The 21,375-nt window shown below is 42.9% G+C and carries 19 protein-coding genes; 10 read left to right on the top strand and 9 right to left on the bottom strand.

Annotated features, from left to right (window positions below; translation table 11 throughout):
• Nucleotides 1–58 precede the first annotated feature (58 nt).
• From ACEN82_RS26685 to ACEN82_RS26670, 4 genes are all read left to right on the top strand, one after another.
• On the top strand, nt 59–544 hold the full coding sequence (locus ACEN82_RS26685; protein ID WP_413321509.1) for a hypothetical protein: 486 nt from the start codon (nt 59–61) through the stop codon (nt 542–544).
• A gap of 177 nt (nt 545–721) precedes the next feature.
• On the top strand, nt 722–1,780 hold the full coding sequence (locus ACEN82_RS26680) for a sensor histidine kinase (protein ID WP_413321510.1): 1,059 nt from the start codon (nt 722–724) through the stop codon (nt 1,778–1,780).
• On the top strand, nt 1,777–2,475 hold the full coding sequence (locus tag ACEN82_RS26675; protein WP_413321511.1) for a LytR/AlgR family response regulator transcription factor: 699 nt from the start codon (nt 1,777–1,779) through the stop codon (nt 2,473–2,475). The genes ACEN82_RS26680 and ACEN82_RS26675 overlap by 4 nt, the downstream gene beginning before the upstream one ends.
• Nucleotides 2,476–2,505: 30 nt before the next feature.
• On the top strand, nt 2,506–4,209 hold the full coding sequence (locus tag ACEN82_RS26670) for a CocE/NonD family hydrolase (RefSeq protein ID WP_413321512.1): 1,704 nt from the start codon (nt 2,506–2,508) through the stop codon (nt 4,207–4,209).
• 155 nt (nt 4,210–4,364) lie between these two features.
• Here ACEN82_RS26670 and ACEN82_RS26665 read toward each other — a convergent pair whose 3' ends face one another.
• From ACEN82_RS26665 to ACEN82_RS26630, 8 genes are all read right to left on the bottom strand, one after another.
• Nucleotides 4,365–5,123, bottom strand: a complete 759-nt coding sequence (locus ACEN82_RS26665) for a 3-keto-disaccharide hydrolase (protein ID WP_413321513.1) — start codon at nt 5,121–5,123, stop codon at nt 4,365–4,367.
• A gap of 25 nt (nt 5,124–5,148) precedes the next feature.
• Nucleotides 5,149–6,864 carry a GMC oxidoreductase gene (locus tag ACEN82_RS26660; protein ID WP_413321514.1) on the bottom strand — a complete coding sequence of 572 codons (1,716 nt, stop codon included), beginning with the start codon at nt 6,862–6,864 and terminating at the stop codon, nt 5,149–5,151.
• A gap of 112 nt (nt 6,865–6,976) precedes the next feature.
• A complete protein-coding gene (locus ACEN82_RS26655; RefSeq protein WP_413321515.1) occupies nt 6,977–7,705 on the bottom strand; it encodes a 6-phosphogluconolactonase in 729 nt (242 codons plus the stop codon).
• Nucleotides 7,706–7,708: 3 nt separating this feature from the next.
• Entirely contained in the window at nt 7,709–8,794 is a 1,086-nt protein-coding gene (locus ACEN82_RS26650; protein WP_413321516.1) for a Gfo/Idh/MocA family protein, read from the bottom strand.
• A gap of 314 nt (nt 8,795–9,108) precedes the next feature.
• A complete protein-coding gene (locus tag ACEN82_RS26645) occupies nt 9,109–10,092 on the bottom strand; it encodes an ISAon1 family transposase (RefSeq protein ID WP_495644010.1) in 984 nt (327 codons plus the stop codon).
• Nucleotides 10,085–10,441: an ISAon1 family transposase N-terminal region protein gene (locus ACEN82_RS26640; RefSeq protein ID WP_090533812.1), complete on the bottom strand. Its 357-nt coding sequence runs from the start codon at nt 10,439–10,441 to the stop codon at nt 10,085–10,087. Before ACEN82_RS26640 ends, ACEN82_RS26645 begins: the two co-directional genes overlap by 8 nt.
• Before the next feature lie 336 nt (nt 10,442–10,777).
• Nucleotides 10,778–11,023, bottom strand: a complete 246-nt coding sequence (locus tag ACEN82_RS26635; RefSeq protein ID WP_495644049.1) for a hypothetical protein — start codon at nt 11,021–11,023, stop codon at nt 10,778–10,780.
• A gap of 271 nt (nt 11,024–11,294) precedes the next feature.
• The gene (locus tag ACEN82_RS26630) at nt 11,295–13,820 is read right to left on the bottom strand and encodes an OstA-like protein (protein ID WP_495644048.1); all 2,526 of its coding nucleotides are present in this window, start codon (nt 13,818–13,820) and stop codon (nt 11,295–11,297) included.
• Nucleotides 13,821–13,922: 102 nt separating this feature from the next.
• Here ACEN82_RS26630 and tilS point away from each other — a divergent pair, with 102 nt between their 5' ends.
• From tilS to ACEN82_RS26610, 4 genes are all read left to right on the top strand, one after another.
• On the top strand, nt 13,923–15,260 hold the full coding sequence (tilS, locus tag ACEN82_RS26625) for a tRNA lysidine(34) synthetase TilS (protein ID WP_413323116.1): 1,338 nt from the start codon (nt 13,923–13,925) through the stop codon (nt 15,258–15,260).
• The gene (locus ACEN82_RS26620; protein WP_413323115.1) at nt 15,257–15,739 is read left to right on the top strand and encodes a hypothetical protein; all 483 of its coding nucleotides are present in this window, start codon (nt 15,257–15,259) and stop codon (nt 15,737–15,739) included. The genes tilS and ACEN82_RS26620 overlap by 4 nt, the downstream gene beginning before the upstream one ends.
• A 216-nt stretch (nt 15,740–15,955) precedes the next feature.
• Complete coding sequence (locus tag ACEN82_RS26615; RefSeq protein ID WP_413323114.1) at nt 15,956–16,897, top strand: hypothetical protein; 942 nt, start codon at nt 15,956–15,958, stop codon at nt 16,895–16,897.
• Between the two features lie 2 nt (nt 16,898–16,899).
• On the top strand, nt 16,900–17,337 hold the full coding sequence (locus tag ACEN82_RS26610; RefSeq protein ID WP_090534471.1) for a hypothetical protein: 438 nt from the start codon (nt 16,900–16,902) through the stop codon (nt 17,335–17,337).
• A gap of 11 nt (nt 17,338–17,348) precedes the next feature.
• On the opposite strand, the gene ACEN82_RS26605 is transcribed toward ACEN82_RS26610, so the two are convergent.
• Nucleotides 17,349–18,230 (bottom strand): LysR substrate-binding domain-containing protein, encoded by an 882-nt coding sequence (locus ACEN82_RS26605; RefSeq protein ID WP_413323113.1) that lies wholly within the window; start codon nt 18,228–18,230, stop codon nt 17,349–17,351.
• Nucleotides 18,231–18,373: 143 nt separating this feature from the next.
• Here ACEN82_RS26605 and ACEN82_RS26600 point away from each other — a divergent pair, with 143 nt between their 5' ends.
• Both ACEN82_RS26600 and ACEN82_RS26595 read left to right on the top strand, forming a co-directional pair.
• Nucleotides 18,374–19,612, top strand: a complete 1,239-nt coding sequence (locus ACEN82_RS26600; RefSeq protein WP_175490116.1) for an MFS transporter — start codon at nt 18,374–18,376, stop codon at nt 19,610–19,612.
• 153 nt (nt 19,613–19,765) lie between these two features.
• Nucleotides 19,766–21,286: an IS1182 family transposase gene (locus tag ACEN82_RS26595; RefSeq protein ID WP_495643978.1), complete on the top strand. Its 1,521-nt coding sequence runs from the start codon at nt 19,766–19,768 to the stop codon at nt 21,284–21,286.
• Nucleotides 21,287–21,375 lie beyond the last annotated feature (89 nt).

The raw sequence follows: 21,375 nt of genomic DNA, 5'->3' as shown, positions 1-21,375 counted from the left end.
GAAATTAATTTTCCTGTCTGCCACCCTGGTTCAGGCGAGTTCTTTGTACATTTATATTATGCCGAAAGAAGAGGTTACCGATCTGCTTTTCTTTATGAGAACCTTCCCATCCGAAGTGCGGGAACGTGCCTTATGGCTGCGCGATTTTATATGGGATCTGTACCCTCAGGCCAACGAACTTATTTATGACAATTATAATGCTTTGGCCGTGGGCTGGTCGCCTACCGAAAAAATGAGCCATATCTTTTGCTCGTTTGCCCTGTACCGTGGGGGCAATTACAATACTCATTTCGGCTTTTACTGGGGCTCCGAACTTTCCGATCCGCAAAAAATACTTATCGGCGAAGGCAAGCAGTACCGCTATTTGCTGGTGAACGATATTGAAGCTTTTCCGCAGCAGGAAATAAAAAAACTGGTTGATGAGGCCTGGCAAAATTCGCTGGCAAAAGTTAAAGATGCCAAACAGCTAACCCAGGGTAAAACCATTGTAAAAATGGTATCTGATAATAAGAGAGAGAAGAAACTTAAAGTCCCTAAGAAGTAACCCACTTAAAGTTACAAATCTGTGAAGGCTTTACAGGTCATAACATTCCTGGCTCTTATGTCTAAAAGTCTCGATTCTCTTCCCGCGCTCATCCCCTAAATATCTGCACTCATGTACTTTATCTTTTAACTATATAATAGTTTTTGTTGCTTTGATAATAATTCGGCAGCAAGCAAATTGAAACAACAGGTAACTATATCGCTTTATTGGAAATGTCAACTCATTGGCTGGTCGGTTGCGGCGCTTTACTGGGGATATACCGGCTACAATCAGCCGGGCTTTAACTGGTGGTTAAGCATTCTTCAATTTACTACCGATGTTGCCGTTTATATTACCATAACCCACCTTTACCATCGCTTTGCCGTAAAATTGGGCTGGCAAAACCTCGGATTAAACAAATTATTACCCCGGTTGATACCCGCAGTCGTCGTATTGGGGTTGGTTTACCTGTTTGTAACTGTTTCAAAGGTTTACCTTTTCAGAGTGTGGTTTAAACCGGGCTTCTCGGAAGCGTTCGGTGATTTTTTTGATTTCTACCGGGATAGCATTTTCGTGGCCGGGGTACGGTTAATGTCCATCTGGCTACTGGCTTACCACATGTACCATTACTCAAAACGCGAGATCAGCATTGCCAGAGAAAATGCCCGGCTGGCGGTTATTACGCGCGATGCGCAGCTTAACAACCTTTCGGCACAACTTAACCCACATTTCTTATTCAACTCTTTAAATAACATTAAAGCTTTGGTTATTGATGATCCCAAATCGGCAAGACGGGCAATCGACCTGCTGGCCGATCTGCTGCGGAACTCCCTTTACAGCGGCGACAAACAAATGATCTCCATAAAAGAAGAGCTGGAACTTGTTAAAGATTACCTCGAACTGGAAAAACTCCGGCTTGAAGAGCGTTTGCAGTATCACATTGAAGCGGGCGATGAGTATCATAGTATACTTATTCCCCGCTTGTGTATTCAAACGCTTGTTGAAAATGCGATAAAGCATGGCATCAGTCAGCAAAAACAAGGTGGGCTCATTCGGGTACAACTTATTAATGATCGTGACAATTTGATAATATCCGTAAGTAATCCCGGCCGGTTAAATCCGACGCACGATAGCAGCGGGCTTGGCCTTAAAAACCTAACTGAGCGTTTGCGATTACAATACAAAGACTTTGCCCATTTTACCATCAGCGAAACAAATGATATAGTAACAGCAACCATTAAAATTCCTGTTTTATGACAAAGATAAGGGCCTTGATTGTTGATGATGAACGCGCTGCCAGAAATGAAATACGGCGACTGTTGGCCAATTACCCTGACTTTGAAATTACGGGAGAAGCCGCCAACGCCGACGATGCCCTGAAAATAATAAATGACCAAGTACCCGACCTCCTTTTCTTAGACATCCAGATGCCCGAAAAATCAGGCTTTGACTTACTGGAATCGTTAGAGAAGGTACCACCGGTGATATTTACAACGGCTTATGACCAATATGCGGTTAAAGCTTTCGAAGTAAGTGCGCTTGATTACCTTGTAAAACCTATCCGCGATGAAAGATTTGAAAAAGCCATAGTACAGGCAAGGCAGCGGTTAAGCAAAGCAGATCCTGCCGGGCAGATCTTTGTGAAAGACCGTCAACAATACCATTTTATCCAATGGAGCTCGGTACATCTTATCGAATCGATGGATAACTATGCCCGGATTTTGTTTGGCAATAAAAATGTGTTCCTGAAAAGCTCTCTTAACCAGTTGGAAGATAAATTGACCAGCAATATCTTTTTCAGGATCAATCGTGCGCAAATTGTTAACAGGCAATACATCCAAACCATAACAACGGTGGATGGCCGTTTAAAAATAACGCTTAGTACAGGTGCTCAACTGGAAGTATCCGAACGGCAATCGGCAAAATTCAGGCACTGGGCAGCAAATAAGTAGATCAACCATTACATATTACAATAATTAAAAATGATGAGAAAATTATTCTCCCTGCTATTGCTATGCTTTGTTTTTGGCAGCATGGCATTGGCACAAAGCAAAAAAGCTACGGGATCTTACCTTCAGGATAGCGTATTGCTAAAAACACGTGACGGCGCATTTGTTACCGTGATGGTGGCCCGCAAAAAAGGCGTAACCGAAAAGCTGCCAGCTATTTTCCAGTTTACCATTTATGCCCGACGAACAGATTCATTAAAAATCCAGGAAGCTGCAGACAGAGGTTATGTTGGTATATTTGCCTATGCCCGCGGCAAATGGAACAGCCCTGGCCAGCCGCTGGCTTATGAAACCGACGGCCGCGATGCATACGATGTGATCGACTGGATCAGCAAACAACCCTGGAGCGATGGCCGGGTTGGCATGTACGGCGGAAGCTATAACGGCTTTACACAATGGGCTGCTACCAAAAAGCTTCACCCTGCTCTTAAAACCATTGTGCCATCGGCCGCGGTAGCACCCGGACTTGATGTACCCATGACCAATAACGTGCAAATGAGCTTTGTTTTTTCGTGGACCTACTACACCAGCAACAATAAATTTCTGGATGAAAAAGATTACAACAGTCCGAAGTGGAACCAGTTGTACTGGAAATGGTATAATGCAGGCTTAGCTTATCATACCCTTGATAGCCTTACCGGCCGCGGAGTTAACCACATGTTCAAGCACTGGGTAGCACACCCCACTTATGATCAATACTGGCAGGATATGATCTCTTATAAAAAAGAATTTGCAGATATCAACATACCCGTGTTAACAACTACCGGCTACTACGATGGCGGGCAAATTGGCGGCATGTATTACTATCGCGAACATCTTAAATATAATCATAATGCCAACCACTATGTCATCATCGGCCCCTACGGGCATTTCGGTTCACAAGGGCATCCCGATTCGGTTTTTAATGGTTACCGCATTGATGACGTGGCGCAGATCAACATCCACGAAATTATTTACCAGTGGTTTGATTATATCTTCAAAAACAAACCCAAACCTGCTATCCTGAAGAATAAATTCAACTTTGAAGTTATGGGTAGCAACGAGTGGAAACATGTGCCATTGTTAAAGCAAATGAGTAACGATACCCTGAAGTTTTACCTGGATAACTCCCGGTTAAATCCGGTTAAACCAGTCAAAACAACTTTCGCGTCGCAACGCGTAGATTTTGCCAACCGCGATAGTATCAGCAGCTATTATTTTTTAAACCAGCTTATTTATGACACGCTGAATACGGGTAGCAGCATTGTTTTTAAAAGTGCTCCGCTCGCAAAACCTTTAATTATAAGCGGAGCTTTTTCGGGGGTTTTAAAAACCATCATCAATAAAAAAGATATGGACTACCACGTAGTGATGTTTGAAGAAATGCCCGACGGAAAATACTTTTACCTCACCTACGTTATGGGCAGGGCGAGTTATGCTACAAACCCGGAGAAAAGGCATTTGTTAAAACCGGGACAAATGGAAAGCATCCCTTTTACTAACAGCTATATCACCAGCAGGCAATTCAGCAAAGGCAGCCGTATTGTGATCCTGCTCAATATCAACAAAAGCCCTTTTGAGCAGATTAACTACGGAACAGGAAAAAATGTAAGTGACGAAACTATCAGCGATGCTAAAGAACCACTGCAAATAAAATGGTTTAATGATAGCTACATTAATGTTCCGGTATTGAAGTGAGGAAAGACACGAGATGCCCAGGAAACAAGAGGCAGGGATATGAAATATATCGTCAAGTTGTAGAATCCAGACTTACGAAGTTTCAGAAACTTCGTAAGTCTTCACACGTCAAATTTTCCAACTCACAATAATGACGATTTAGTCATGAACAAGCCTTATAACTTCTTAATCTCAATATTCCTGTACCACACATCAGCGCCATGATCCTGCAATACGATGTGGCCGGTTTTAAAGGTGCCGAAATCGGGCCATTCTTTAAACTTACTACCTGCTACCAGTTTTTTCCAGTTATCATCCCATAGCGTAGTTGACAATACATGCTCGCCATTGATAGTAAAATCAAGCTTGCTGTTATTGCAAACTATCTCCACCTGGTTCCATTCGCCGGCAGGTTTAACTACTTCTTTTGATATGGAGATCAGATCGTACAGATCACCTGCACGGTGTTTGATGAGTTTGCCGTCTTCGTTCTCCTTGTTATCAACAACCTGGCATTCGGGGCCGGTAAAGTAGCTGTATTTGTATTTAGTAGTATCTTCCTTAACATGAAACAGGATCCCGCTGTTACCGCCTTTGGAAATTTTCCACTCCAGCTTCAGGTCGAAATTTTCATATTCACCATTGCTAACCATGTCGCCGCCGTTTTTGCTTTGCCAGTCGCCTTTTTGCGATGCGTCAAGATGCAGTACGCCATCTTCTGCTTTCCAGGCCAAACCCGGTGCCGGTTTACCGTATGCATGCCAGCCGTCGGTAGTTTTACCATCAAATAATGGCTCAAATCCAGTAGTTGTGACCGCCGTTTTTTTGTTGGTATCGGCAACAACGGTGCTGTCGTTATTATAGTTTTTTGGGGTGGATGAATGGCAGCCGCTTATGGCGATGGCTGTTAATGCTATTAAAAATACCTTGTTCATTGGTGTTATGTTTAATTAGTAAGTGTTAAAGATTTCCCTTTTTAAATTCACCCACCGCATAAGTAGCAGCACGGGCCGTTAAAGCCATATACAAAATTGAAGGGCTTTGGTTTCCGGTAGTCGCCATACAAGCGCCATCGGTCACAAACACGTTTTTGCACAAGTGGAGCTGGTTCCATTGGTTAAGCAGCGATGTTTTTGGATCTTTCCCCATGCGCACCCCTCCCATTTCATGGATATCGAGGCCCGGCGCCTGTTTGTTTTCGTGCTTTTGAATATTGGTACAGCCGGCTTTCTCAAACATATCAGCAGTCTGGGTTAAAAAGTCCTGTATCATCCGTTCATCATTATCATCATACTCAACAGATGTGATCAGCAACGGAATGCCCCACTGATCTTTTTTATCCGGACTTAAGCGCACATGATTACTGGCCTTGGGTATGGTTTCGCCTTGGATGTACATATATACACTCCATCCGCCAGGTTCGGTAAGCGAATCTTTGTAAGCGCCTCCTATTTCACCCTCTGCCGTTTCTTTTGGCCCCCGGTTACGATATGCTCCCATAAAAGTAGTAAAACCGCCCTTATAGTCAGTTTCCTGTTTATGGAGGTTACGATAGTTGGCGAGGATTAGCTCGGTTGGGTTTCGACCGAAATAATAACGGTCTAAAAAACCATTCATATCTGCCGTTACCGATGCCCGGTAATTTTGAAAAGCGATGTATTTACCCAGCAGGCCATTATCATTGCCAAGCCCGTTCGGGAACCTTTCTGATTTTGAATTGAGCAGGATGAGGTTAGTATTCAATGCCGAAGCATTCATGAAAATGATCCGGGCATTATACATGAACTCCGCTTTGGTATTGGTATCGATAACTTTTACCCCAGTAGCTTTGCCAAGCTTTTCGTCATAAATAATTGAATGCACTACCGAAAAGGGACGTATAGTGAGGTTACCCGTTTTTTTGGCCCAGGGCAGCGTTGAACTCACTGAGCTAAAATAACCACCGAACGGACAACCGCGCATACACAGGTTGCGCGCCATACATTTAACCCGGCCCTGATCTATATGAATTTGCTCCGGTTTTGTAATATGCGCCCAGCGGGCATGTACCAGGTGCCTGTCGGGATAGTTTTCTTTTATCTTTTTGCTGATATGTTCCTGCACTGCGTTCATATCAAAAGGAGGCAAAAACTCCCCGTCGGGCATAGCCTCAATGCCGTCTTTATTACCGCAAACGCCTATGAATTTTTCTACATGTGAGTACCATGGCGCCACATCATCGTAACTAATAGGCCATTCAATGCCGTAACCAAAACGGGCCGGGTTTTCAAACTCAAACTTGCTCCATCGCTGGCAAGCCCTCCCCCAGGTAAGCGACTTACCACCAACCTGATAACCTCGGATCCAGTCGAACGGTTTTTCCTGTATGTAAGGATGATCTTTATCTTTTACGAAGAAATGGGCATCGTCCTCGCCATAACCGGCAGCTCTGCTGATCAGTGGGTTGTCTTTCAGAAAATCCTTCGTCATTTCGCCCCGGTGCTTAAACTCCCAGGGATCCATAGTTGCTGTTGGATAATCCTTAATATGCTGCACATCCCGGCCCCGTTCAAGTACAAGCGTTTTTAAACCTTGTTCGCAAAGCTCCTTCGCTGCCCATCCGCCGCTAATACCAGAGCCTATCACTATAGCATCATAGGTAAACTGATCTTTAGCATTTTGGGGATCTTGAGGCATAGTTACAATTGGTTATGGTTAATAAACTGTTTAATTGTCAATAGGTTTTATAAAGCTGAAAGCAGAAGACCGAAAGCTGAAAGCTTTAAATTTTTGCCTTCAGTCTTTAGCTTTAAGCCTCCAGTTGTGCGGCCGCGGCATCATCCATAAATATCTGCGCATTTTGCAGCGTTTTAAATATTGATGCCGGTACATCGTTGGTAACACATCCTTGCAATGCCTCAGCAATAATTGGTGCTTTTTTACTTCCGCTGGCTATCAGCACCGGTACAGCAGCTTCGGCTAAATGCCGTAAGCCAAGGGTAATGCCCTCGGTTAAAACTGTATCAGTAGTAAAGTATTTTTGAGCAACTTCTACAGTAATAGCTGCTAAAGGCGAATGATGTGCATAAGAATGAAAATCAGCACCAGGCTCGTTAAGGCCAATGTGACCGTTAAGCCCTACTCCAACCACCATCATATCCAATCCGCCATGGTTATCAATATGTTTATTCATGGCCTGGCATTCGGCATCCAGGTCATCAGCAACAGCGTTAAAGAACTTTACTTTTCCGGGCGAAATATTAAGCGGCGTAAAAAAGTGCTTTTCGAGGAAATAAGTGCAGCTGCCATCATTAGTACGGTCGAGGCCAACCCATTCATCCAGGCCCACAAAATTGGTTTGGCTAAAATCAACCCGGCCAAGGTTTGCATATTGAACCAGGTAGCTGAACATGCCGGTTGGCGAATCTCCGGATGGGAAGCAGATCAGTGCATCGGGCTTTTGGTTAACCAGGGTAACTACCAAATCGGCGGCAGCTTTCGACATGGTATTATAATCAGGATATATATGTAGTTTCATTTTCTATTTATTATCGAGCCAAAGATTTACAGGTTTATCAATCTTTGCCGAAAATGGCAGCTCAATTTTTTTTCCGGCTCCAGCAGATGCATAGGCAGCATAGATGAGTTCGAGCACAGCCCGGCCGTCCTCACCGGTTACCAGCGGGGTTTTATTATTTTGTACACAATCAATAAAGTGCTTTAGCTCATGCGGATAGCCCTGATTAAAAGCCTCTTCAAAAATGGTGAAACTCCAGCCCTGTGTGGTGTCTGATTTTTCCATGGCATAGCCATATCCATCCCTACTGTAGGTTACCGCCGCATTGCCCATAAATAAATCGGCATAAATAACTCCGCCAAGCCCGTGAATCTCACACCTATCATCCATGCCACCGTGTTTGGCCCAACTGTTTTCGGCAACAGCGGTTACCCCGTTTTCAAACTCAACAATAATTACCGAATTATCCTCGCCCCTGGTGCGGCCTTTATGCAATACGGTGCTCATGCTGGCGTAAACACTTTTGGGTTTAGCGTTGTCCAGCATCCACCTAAACCAGCCTAATGCATGGCAACCCATATCCATGATCGCCCCACCGCCCGAAAAATTGATATCATAAAACCAATCCGAATGTGGACCGGAATGTTTTTCGCCCTGCTTCAGCATATAGATCTCGCCAACGGCGCCCTCTTTTACCAAATGCCTTGCCCGCTCATATTTGGGTGCAAAGCACAGCTCTTCGGCGTACATCAGTTTTACATTGTTGGCCTTGCATACGGCAATCATTTCGTCGGCCTCCTCAAGCGTAACGGCAAGTGGTTTTTCGATAATAACATGCTTGCCTGCTTTCGCGGCTTTGATGGTGGCTTCGGCATGCAGATAATTTGGCAGGCAGATATCCACCACTTCGCAGCCCGATTCGGCGATGAGTTTATCAACATCATCGAACCATTGGGCTATGTGATATTTTTCGGCGAAGGCCTTGGCTTTTTCCGGGTTGCGGGCATAGCAGGCCACCACATCAGCTTCGGGAATGAAACGATGGTATGATTCCATGTGAATATCGGTGATAAAACCGGCACCCAGTATGGCTACTTTAGTTTTGTTCATAAAATGTATATATAATAAAGCGCCGATAATTGGAACAGCGCACAGGATTTACCTGGTTAAGAATACCGTTCAAGATTAACGAATAATATTTTAAAACCGAAAATTTTTAGAAGATGCTTGTTGGGGGCATGTAAGGGCTGCTACGGTATCCAAGTTACATTGGCCCGCTCAATCGCCGCGGATTGGCTTTGTGCTTTTTCTTGATAAAAAGAACCAAAACCGAGCCGAGCGAGCTCATGAGCACCTATAAAGCAAAATAACTTCGCGAATAAATCAAGTCAGGGGTCATGAGGAAAAGTTGTGGGATTAAAAGGTTAAGCATAGATTTTAGCTAATCTGAATAAGAAGAAAGTAGTATCCCTAACACCTCTTGAAGTAGCTCTGAAAGCTTTTATTTTCGCATTAAAAGATTCGGCAGAGGCATTTGTGCTCCTGTTATCAAAGAAATTCAGGATAGATTCATAATGTTGATGAACAGATCTTGCGACGGTCTTAAATGCATCAATTGCGGCATCCTCCACATGATTATACCATAGCGCTAATCTTTTAAAGGCGATTTGCTTGCTTTTGCAGATGGTGAATATATTACCCAATCCTATAGCCAGTTTATAAGCTTTGAGCAGTTCCGGGTATCGTGGAAAAAGCAGATCGGCTCTTTCTTTTTGTGCGGCAGTCCACCTGGACTGATGCTTAAACAACAGGTAGCGGCTTCTGGCAAGCAATTGTTTTAGTGTATCGCCATTGCTGAATAGCTCAGGCTGATAAGATTGCTTGTTTTGCCTGGCTTGTTCAATTGCCCTGCTTTCTGCATCCAGCGCTTCCCACCGATATTTTATACGAGCTTCCTGTAGTGCATCATATGCTAATTTTTGCACATGGAACCTGTCGATCACACGGCTCGCATTGCTAAAACACCTGCGGATAGCTTTGATCATGTTTGCCGCCATATCCATCGTCACTTCTTTTACCTTATTCCTTTTACGCAGCGGTATGCGTTCGATAACTTTTATGATCTGCTCCGTTTGTGTGCCCCTTAGCATAGCTACAATTGCCTTCTTGCCACCTTTAGCTTCCTTATTGGTGATAATGGTATAGAGTTCACCATTGCTCAATGCTGTTTCGTCTATGCTTAGCGATGGCCCTATGTTTTGTTCAAACAGCATCCATTCATCTGCATGTTCTTTTTGATCCCAGCTATGAAAATCGCTCAGAAAGTCTTTGTATTGCTGCTGTAGCTGTTTGCCATCAACTGTATAAAGCCGCCCTAACAAATGACAGCTGATCGGGTTATTATCCAAATATACCTTTTAAAAAAGTGCCGAATTCCGTTGTCATTCGCGCTCCTTTTCTAACTAAGTTCCAGTCCCTTGTGATGATCTCACCACTTGCTTTAACTTCCCATCTGCGCCTTTTAATGCAAAGAGCTACTTTGTGGCCCCGGATAGGAAAATCCTGAATAGCCGTCTCCGGTAAGAAGCCTTTTGACTCAAGTTGTTGCTTGCCATAACCTGCTGGCGGAAGATTCTTTTCCTCAAGGTAAATGTTCAATTGGCCGTTCTCTGAGGAAAGGACATCAGTAAGTTCAAAGTATTCCAAAAGCCCTTCGGGCAAGATAAGACGGACAAGGGTTTCGTATGCAGCTGACAAGTGTGGACGTTTTTATTTCTGCCTGCAAAGCAAACACTTTTTTTATTCCCCCACAATTTTTCTGCTTGATCCCAAGTCAGCAGATAGGCTTCTTTGCGCGCAAGGCCTTGCCCTGCAAACCGGGCAGAACCACGGGCTGCAATTATTTTGCCCTGACTTCACCGGCCCCGCTTCTGCAAAAACTTGCTATGCCCTTTCCTGCGCTCTTGGCCACCATTGTTCTGCCCGCTTTCGCCCGAAGCTTACCTGCTGACAGAAGCGGTTTCAAGTATGTTACGGGAATTTAACGAGAGCCTTTAAATACCATCCCCAAGTTTAAAGCAACAGTTTTATCTCCTACCTTTCCATGATGTGCTTTTTTATAAACTCAATTGTTGATTCGGGCAGGGCGTTACCGCTGGCCTGGGTAAGGCTGCCGTCGGGTTGCAATTCCAGCTCGGCATTGATGTTGTTATCAATAAAAACATGCAGCTTATTTTGCTCCTTTTCAACACGGCAGGTAAGCTCACGTTCTGAGTAGTTAATCAGGAACTCATATTTCCCGTCTTTCGCGGCCGGAGTGGTGTCTTTTTGATCGATCATGGCAGTTTGTTTATTGAGATAACATACCACGATTGATGATGTTTACTTTATTGACAAATAAAACAGCTGTTTAAACATGTTTTAAAAAGAGGCAGAAAAAAAGAGATAGCCCGCCGGCTGTCTCTTTTTTAAATTTAAGTTGACTGACCTCATTATTTATCATAAAGAACTAATTGGTTAGAACGATAATAACAATTAGTCAAATATAAGCACTATAGAATTAGTAGACTAATTTTTTTGATAAAAAATGTTACTTTTTTTTCATTTTGGGTCAGTTTTTCTTAACAGATGGCGTTTTGTTAACAATACTGTCCTTTTTCTGCCCATTTCCGGGCAGTTTTGGCGCAAAATTTCTGATTATCGTATCCTTTTTAAATTTTATCGCATTATTCTTCCCAGTATCAACTTTTAGGGTACTATCCGGGATGTTTTTTATTCCGGGGCTCTTCAGGCTATCCGTTTTGAGGCTCACTCCCGGCTTAGCAGTTCCGGGTTTAGCAGGAGCATTTTTCCCTGGAGATTTAGTCGCCGGTGCTTTTTTACTACGCTTTTTAATAATGTCTTCTTTTGATGCCGGACGCTCTTTAGGTTTCCACAAAAAACCTTTCAATATCTTATCATCCTCTTTAACTTTTTCGATAGGGATATAACGATTTTCGGGCTTGGTTAAAAAGTAAATATCTGTAGCCTGGTTCTTTTTAAAAACGGTACGGATCCGGCTGCTTAATGACCGCTGCATACCCGAAACCCTGCCGCTGTCGCGTTGGAAATAAATGGTTTCGGCATTGCCAAACGTATACATCTGGTCAAGCTTATCGTCTTTAAAATACCCCCGCATTTTTTTACCAGATACCTGGTTAAAATGCGTTGAGTCATCCTTTTCAATATTTACGATAAATGCCGAGGGGAAAAGTTCAATATTATCCAGCTTTTTATGGCGCATTTGCATATATACGGTATCGCCACTCAACTGCGAACCCTGTGTCCAGATAATCGGGTTTACATACATGCGCATGGTAGAATCGCTGTTGCTGTAAAATACCGAATCGGATTTAGCCTGCAGATCTGATTTAAAAATCTTAACGTGATGATGGCCAATAAGCATCCGCACGCGTGCCGTATCTTTCAAATTAACCGGGTATTGTTTAAAAACCGGGTCGCGTTGCATTTGTTCACGGTATATACTATCCTGTTTTGCTTTTTTAGCGGCAGCGAGTGCGTCCTTTTTCCGTTGTAATGAATCATTTACCGGTTTAGGCTTTCCAAAAAAATCGCGGTGAAAATAACTTGTATCTTTAGGCACCCTTATATAATAAGCAGTGAGGAACTTTGACGATTTTTTATCTGCTGCCAGTTTACGCTGTTTTAGTGTAGTATCACGTAAGGTCCGCTGGCGTTCCTGGTAAATTTTTTGGTTTTTATAGGTCATGATCTGCGTTTCAATGGTATCGGCAGTCATGTATATCGAATCGCGTTTGATGTGGCTGGTATCTTTTGGCGCCACAATTGTTTTTATTGGGACAAGCTTTCCTGCTACTTTAGCAACCCCAGGCTTAATAGCATCGGCCACCCCGGCCAGGGTGCCTATGTTTTTTATATTCGCTTTATCTTTATTGTTTTTTAACGCCGGGGCCGCCGCCTTCAGTGCCGAATCGATCAGCTTTTCGTTCCCTTTTTTAGCCTGCGTTGTAGCTTTAATCAAAGCATCGGCATTGGCATCTTTATTATTTTTTAAAGCACTCTGTACCAGCGTAGCCGCCATATCAACATTGGCACTATCCTTTTTGCCTATGGCAAATGGCTGCTTAATGGGCATGGTATTGGCCGGGGCCCTATGGCTGCTATCAGGCTTTATAGCATTTGCAATTTTAGTAAGATCAGTTACTTTTTTGGCCGCCGCTTTGGCATTCTTATTTGCGGCGGGTAATTGCTTAGCTGTGGTATCGGTTTTACTGGTGTCCTTTTGCTCGGAGATCAGTACCACATAGGCATTTTCGGTAACAACAGTTTTTTCTTCGGCCCTGTAATAAGTACCCAGGTCGCCTTTAATGGTTACTTTTTGTTCCTTGTCTTCGAAGGTGATGTTCTTTACCGCGCGGCCATATCCTTTTAGCTTATCGTAAAAAAGGCTGTCCCCTTTTAATGATTTGGTACCCTGTCTGTATGAGTTTTTTTTACCAAAATACGCTTGCTCAGTAACGGTATTATACAACCCGTTTTCGGTATACAGGGTATCCTTGTCCTTAGTACCGTAAATATTGGTTGGGCCGAAAAAATAGGCAATACGCGTACCCGTGTTATACTTAAGGGTATCGTTTTTTATCAAAGCATCGGGTGTGGTGAGCACAACATCGTACCTGAAATATGAGTCGCGGCTAAAAGCAAAATAGTAACCGTTTTTACTGGTAAGCACATTGTCCTTATTCACCAACTTTCCGCCGCCTGTATAAGTACCTATACGGCTGGCCGTATTATAGGTAAGATAATTAGTGGTTAGTGTGGCATCACGGTCAACCATTTTAACATTATCGGTAAGGATGGCCGTTTTGGTATTGCCGTTATAGTTCAGCTTATCCGAAAATATGTTCAGCGTATCGCCCTGGTTTATGTTTACATTACCAAAGGCGTCAAAAGCATTATCGCTGGGATAAAAGTAAGCACTATCCGACCGGAGGATAGAGTAATCCTGCTTAAACACACCTTTATATACCTTAATCAGCTGTTTACCGCTGGCCGTTTTTCCGCCGGTGCTTCGTTCAGATTGTATCAGGTTTACAATTGATTTTTTTTGAGCCATAGCTGCAGTTGCCATCGCCAAAAACAAAAAGCATAAAACGTATTTCCTCACAATGGCAAAATTAGTTTTTTGTTGGGGTTATTAAATTAATAATTTTGATGAATGCTGCCAGTTAATCAGTTTGTTAATTTTATTGAGCAAAACAGCTTATTTACGCCTGCTGCCAAAATACTGGCAGCTGTAAGCGGCGGCATCGATTCGGTTTTAATGGTACACCTGCTTAAAGCCGCGGGTTATGATTTTGGCATTGCCCATTGTAACTTTCAACTGCGTGGTAATGAAGCCCTGCGCGATCAGGCCTTTTGCCGTGACCTCGCCACAACCCTCGGCATACCTTTCCATACCATCAATTTTGATACAAAACAATACGCTGCCGAAAACAAGATCTCGATCCAAATGGCAGCCCGCGATTTACGTTATCAGTGGTTTGATACCATCGGTCAGCAATCAGGTTATGAGGTTGTTGCGCTTGCTCACCACCAAAACGATACTATCGAAACAATATTGTTAAACCTTACACGTGGCACAGGAATTGCCGGTTTGCACGGGATTTTACCTAAAAACGGCAAGTTGGTGCGCCCGTTGCTGTTCCTCAGCCGTACAGAAATACAGACCATTGTTACAACCGAAGGTTTAACTTTTGTGGAGGACAGCTCTAACGCATCAGCAAAATATGCCCGTAATAAGATCAGACTTGAAGTAGTACCTAAGCTGAAGGAACTGAACCCATCGCTGGAAAAAACATTTGAAAACAACCTGCTCCATTTCCGTGACCTGGAACTATTGCTTGAACTTAAGCTTGATGAATTAAGGCAAACGTTGCCGCAGATACATAATGACCTCACATACCTGCCCATTACCAAAGTAAAAAACCTAAACCCCAAACGGCTGCTTCTTTTTAAGCTGTTGGATGAATACGGTTTTAATGAAACTACCATCGACGATCTCATTGCCTCACTTGATAAACATCCGGGCCGGGTATTTGAGTCCGGAACACATACCTTATTGCTCGACAGGGAAAACATCATTCTCAAACAAAAAACAGCGACCCACCTAACCGAAGTTATTATCAATGCTACAGACCACGAGGCAAATTTTGGCGTTTATAAGCTTAACCTGTTGCATGATGATAGTCCGCTGATTATAAAAGATAATCCGTTGGCAGTATCCATTGATGCTGATAAGTTAGTTTATCCGTTAAAAATGCGTACCTGGCACGAGGGCGATCATTTTTTTCCTTTGGGGATGAAGGGCCAAAAAAAGCTGAGCGACTTTTTTATTAATCAAAAAGTGCCGTTGCACCAAAAGAAAGAAATCCCAATCCTTGTAAACGGCAATGGCGAAATTATGTGGGTTGGCGGCTATCGCCCCGACGAAAGGTATAAAGTGAGTGATAACACTAAAAAAGTTACTATCTTCGAACTGTTTAAACTAACATGAGCGATAAATCCGTTTTTACCGAAAAACAATACCTTGGCCGGGAATTTATACCGCTAACCATACGCCTGGTTTTAGCCATGTTTTGTTTTGCAGCCTATTTTTTTACTGACGAACGTGAACGCAACGGCGATTTACTGGTTGTTGTGGGTTTTGCCATTATCATTATTTCCATTATTATGGGGTTCCTGCTGCATTTTCGTACCCGTGTAGAAAACAAAAGCGTTATGCTCGATGGCTTATGGACAACCAAACTGGTAAAAATAGATTTGAACAGCATTGTCAAGGCTGAAAAAGGTACCTATAGCCGTTATCTTTTTAACAATCCTGTTTATAACCTGCATACCAAAGGTACCATCCGTTTTTTTACTTCAGGCAACGAAGCTATTCATCTTACAGATCGTGACGGACTGCTTTATATCATCGGCTCCAAACACCCTAATGAGTTTTTGAGGGCGGTAAGAGAAGAGATGAAAAAGTAATCAGCCACCTAACATACTGATCATCAACCACCTGATTCAGGTAAAATTACGCACTCACATTTATCATATTGAGTAAAACTACTCACGTTGTTTAAAATACCATCGTTTATATTTGGAACGTACGCTACAGGCAGCCTTTTGAATAAAGCTTTTGCCTTATATGTTACAACGGCACCGTTAGTTTCTATCAAATAGTTTAACCTTAAAGTAATTGGTATGAACCACTTTAAAAGTGCATTGCTTTGGTATTTATGTATCATGAGCGACCTGGCCTTTGCACAAATAACCAGCCACCCCAGGCCACAGTCTACCCCTCAGGTTATTATGCGCCGTATACCCACCCGTTATGCGTTTTCAACAGAACAGCAAAGGAGGTTTGATTCATTATTAAGAGCTTATAAAATAAAAGCAAACGACCTTAGACGGATGTCGCCTGTTGTATCTGAACATAGTTTAATGATATTACAGACTGAAACTCGTCAAAAAGCCAGTCAATTGCTCACTACCGATCAGAAACAAAATTTCCAGGCGTTATCGCAGGATACCCTGATAATGGCTTTTGACAAAGCAGTTGCCCCTATTAAGTCTTTCCCTTTTCCTCCGCCGATAGGTTACACTTACGCGGTACTTGACGATGCGATTTTTAGCAGCTGCCAGTTGTTAGGCGATGCAAGCAATATCATCTATAGGGCCATTACTTCATCAAATTGCAATTATGGTGACGTTGGGTACTACGCTATTCCTGATGGCTTTGTAGTAGTTACCAAAGTAGAAGAAATTAATGACGATGCTACTTCCGTTAGCGGCAGTGACCGTTTTTCTGAAGGGCGGTACCAAAGCATGAGCCTGTTAGACTTTTTTGCTCCCCGTAAAGGATATTTCAGGGTTTTCGCTTTTTTAGTAACGGATGTGCCATTTAATGCAACTAACACCCCTGTAACCGCAGGCAATGCACTGGAATGGATCCGTATGGCGGCCAATGTTTTACCTGATGCCATTAAAAAGAAACCTTTTAAGCCGGGATATAATTGCACCGTAATTGTTTATGAATTTAAATCGGAGGAGGCCAACACACATTTGTCACCTTTGTTATCACCCCGGTTCAATGCTCAAACCCATCTCCAAAAATCACACATAGCCGAAAGCTTACAACCCTGATTATGGCCTCGATCATTAAATATAAAGCCCAGAAAAAGCTAACAACAGTTTGGTTTTGTTCATCCGCATTGCTTTTGATTTACGTAATTTTATGGCAGATGACCGGTAAAGAGACCATTACAGATATTGCATCATGGTTATTACAGCATCTTGTCCCCTACCTCACTCTCATTACAACAGGTTTTATAGTGGCTTATAGTCAGGAAAACAAATACGACAATGCACAAATAGATATTTTCTTTTACAGGCTATCATTGTTGGTAAGCATTTTTTATATAGGTTTCCTGCTGGTGGTTCTGGTTATGATCCCTAAAGATCAATTTCAGCACGGTCAGCAATATGCCAAAGATTCCTTTGAACAAACCAGCAAGATATTGCCTTATTTTGAGGCGATACTGGGCGGGGTACTTGGCGTATTTTTTACCAAGAAAAGTGATTAGAGATAAAAGTTTTATTCACTCTCCATCACCCGCATCAATTCCTCAATAAATAAAATAGCCGCACGTTTGCGGTAAACGCCTTTTTGCCAAAGGATATATGATTGCCGTTTGATATCCTTTGATTCGATGGGGATGGCGGTTACTTTATTCCAGCCTATTATAGCTTTTTCATTCAGGATAGTTGCCCAATGGCCGTTCTCAACCAGGGCCAGTAATGAATGCACATCATTGAGCTCAATTTTAATATTGGGCACTATCTTTTTACGGTTAAACAAATCATTAATAAAATCGCGTGAGCTGAAGCCTTTTCCCGGCAAGATGAGATCGAGTTTGGCAAGCTCTTCCGGGCTTACTTTCTTGAGTTGGGCCAGCGGATTATTTTTAGATACCACCATTACCACGCTCGAACTAAACAATTCCTGCATTTCCAGGTCTTCGTCATCACTTTCATTGTGGAAAGCGAGGATCATATCCAGCTCGGCAAGGCGCAGTTTCTTTTCCAATTCTTCGGGGCTGCCATAAGTGATAAAGATCTTGATACCGGGATATTTAGTACTGAAGGGTGCCAATGCAGGTAACAGCAAAGAAGTAAAAGCGTACGAAACGCCAAGGTTAAGCTCGCCGATGGTAGCATTTTGCAATTCACTGATGGCCTGCTTGCTTCGCTGCACATCGTTAAGAATCTTGCGGGCATGAGTTAAAAATATATGACCAGCCTCAGTGATCCGTACATGCTTGCCTATCCTGTCGAACAAAAGCATGCCCAGCTCCTCTTCAAGCTGCTTTATTTGTTGCGATAGCGTGCTTTGTGTAATGAATACCGCAGCGGCAGCCTCGGTAAAGTTCATGGTTTCGGCAGCCTTAACAAAGTATTGCAGTTGACGCAATTCCATAATCAATCGTTTTTATCTATCAATCCTATTAAAACAATCTATTTTACAAATGTATTGATATGGGCGATATTTGCAGCATAAAACAATTCAATAGTCTTGCATTAAGTACTCCCCTGAATTTGCTTTTGTTATGAATTGAACAAATGAATGTGTTTCGCTCTTTAAAGTACCGTAATTTTAAGCTGTTTTTTTACGGTCAGTCAATATCCCTCATTGGCACATGGATGCAAAAAACAGCAGTGAGCTGGCTGGTTTATCGCCTCACCGGTTCGGCCCTTTTATTAGGGATTGTGAGTTTTGTCAGCCTGATCCCGTCATTAATATTGGCACCCTATGCGGGCAGTATTGTTGATAGGCATAACCGTTACCGCATTTTAGTTATTACCCAGGTAGTATCCATGCTTCAAGCCGGTGCTTTTGCGTTCATGATCTTTTTCAAAATCTATAATATTCCCGCTATTATTGGCCTCAGCCTGTTGCAGGGCATTGTAAACGCCTTTGACGTTACCTGCCGTCAATCACTAATGGTTGATATGGTTGATGACAAGGCCGATTTGCCTAATGCCATCGCCTTAAACTCAACCATGACCAACCTGGCACGTATTGCAGGCCCGGCAATTGCAGGTATCGTATTAAGTGCTTTTGGTGAGGATGTTTGTTTCTTCGGCAACTTTTTGAGCTATATCCCTGTGCTCACCTGTTTATTTATGATGAAGCTAAACACCATAGTGCCTGTCCGTTCAGAAAAAAGCATCTGGACAGAATTACAGGAAGGTTTCAGATACGTATCCGGTGACAGCGACCTGAGCAGCATGATCCTGATGCTTACTGCAAGCAGCCTGTTTGTGATACCATTTAATACACTGATGCCAATCTTCGCCAAAGATCTTTTTAATGGCGATGCAAAAACCTTCAGCTGGTTTGAGAGCGCAGCTGGTTTAGGCTCAGTAATTAGTGCTGTATATCTGGCTAACCTGAAGAGTAATAAAAACCTGGTAAAGATCATGTCGATAGCAAGTCTTATTTTTGGTACAAGCGTGCTGATGGTGGCCTATGCAGGCAAACTCCCTTTTGCTTTAATATTTATGGTATTTACCGGGGTTGGTATGATGGCGCAAACATCGGCCATCAACACCTATATCCAAACCCATGCTATCCCGGCTATGCGGGCAAGGGCTATCAGCTATTATGTAATGGCTTACCAGGGCATGATCCCGGTGGGAAGTTTGATGGCCGGTTGGTTAGCCAATGAGCTTGGGCCACGCAGGGCTGTTTGTATTGAGGGAATTATCGGGGTATTAGCAACCGCACTCTTTGTATTATATAAAAGAAGACAAGCTGCCGGGGAAAGTGTTGAAGGAAAAGCAGTATTTGTTAAGTAAATTTATATCATCTACCTATATAAAATGTGAAAGCCCTTTCTGTTTGTGGCCGTTGCGCAACTGAGAAAAGACTCGATCGAATAAAGTTTTGATCGGGTCTTTTTCTTTGATTAACTATTTGGTAGTCAGAGATTTATTTTGTATATTAAGGACATGCAAGGCAAAAAAGATTATCAGGAAAAGCTCTTCATCAGGTTTCAGCTTTCAGACTATGTTCCGGCTGATAACTTCTACAGGCGTTTGAAAGACATACTTGATCTCCACTTTGTTTATGATACAACGGCCAAATATTATGGTACAGAGGGTCAAAAGAGCATTGACCCGGTTGTGTTTTTCAAACTAATGCTTGTTGGTTATTTAGAGAACCTGAATAGCGATAGGCGCATTATTGCTACCTCACGTATGCGCATGGATATCCTCTATTTTATAGGATATGATCTGGATGAAGAACTTCCCTGGCATTCGACATTAAGCCGCACACGCCAGCTTTATGGAGAAGATGAGTTTACAGCTGTGTTTAAACAGGTTCTGAAAAAGTGTATTGATGCAGGTTTGGTAGCAGGTAAAAGACAGGCTATCGATAGCGCATTTGTCAAAGCCAATGCAGCTATGTCAAGTTTGGTCGAACGCGAGATCATGAATGATGCATCAACTTATGGCAAGCAATTGGACGATCATAATGATGAAGCCCCGGCTGGGGACATACCGGATGAAAACACCAAGCCTAAGCCGAGAAAGAACGCTAAAGTTGATAAGAAAGCGAACAGCAAGCGTTACAGCCCATCAGACCCTGATGCCCGGTTATCGGTGAAACCCGGAAAAACAACGCGGCTGAACTATTCGGCTCATGTAAGCGTAGATACACAAAACCACGTTATTACACACATCCAGGCCTTTCATGCAGATAGAGGAGATGCACCATGTCTGCCTGATATCCTTACCCATGTCGCCGGAAACCTTAAAGATAATGGCATGGAAATAGAAGATGTGCTTGCCGATACAGGTTATAGCGGTGAAGCGGCGCTTCTGTTTTTAGCTGATAATCATATTAAAGGCTTCATACCTAACAGGTCAGGATGTCAAAGCAGGGAAAGCCGGCAGGGCTTCAGTTATGACGGGGAGCAAGACCGGTATGTTTGTCCTGAAGGCAAATACCTTACTTTTCACAACTTCAAAAAAGCAGAGAACGATAATACCCATAAGATATATCGTACCAGTGTTAAAGATTGCAGGGACTGTCCGCTTAAAAGCACCTGCGCTAATCTGCAAGGCTTTAAAGTGTTTAAGGATTCCGTAGCTAAAGACCTTTATATAGAAATGCATGAACGCATGCAAACCCGACAAGGGAGCAAGGCCAGGAAAGTAAGACAAAGTACGGTAGAACCGGTACTGGGCACCCTGATCAATTTTACAGGCATGAAACAGGTAAACACAAAAGGGCTCGAATTGGCCAATAAATGTATGATCATGGCCGCCGTTGCCTATAACCTTAAAAAACTTGTCAATGGCGTTTCAACAAAGGTCAGAAGAAGAATAAGAAAAATACCCGGGAACCATTCTGATGCTTTTATTAATACTTTTTCGGCCTGTATCTCAATAACAGAGCACTCATTAAACGCTTTAGGGATGGCGATAAAAGCAAATGGCCGAATAACCATTTGCTCTGCAAATTAATTATTCAGCCATTTTAAGCCCTGTTGCGCAACGGCCACGTTTGGAGAGGGCTTTGTTGTTATGAAGATGCCATGCGCTTCCGTATCATG

It is taken from the genome of Mucilaginibacter sp. Mucisp73, assembly GCF_059491465.1.
The sequence above is the reverse complement of the archived record's forward strand: the minus strand, read 5'-3'. Positions and strand labels throughout refer to the sequence as shown.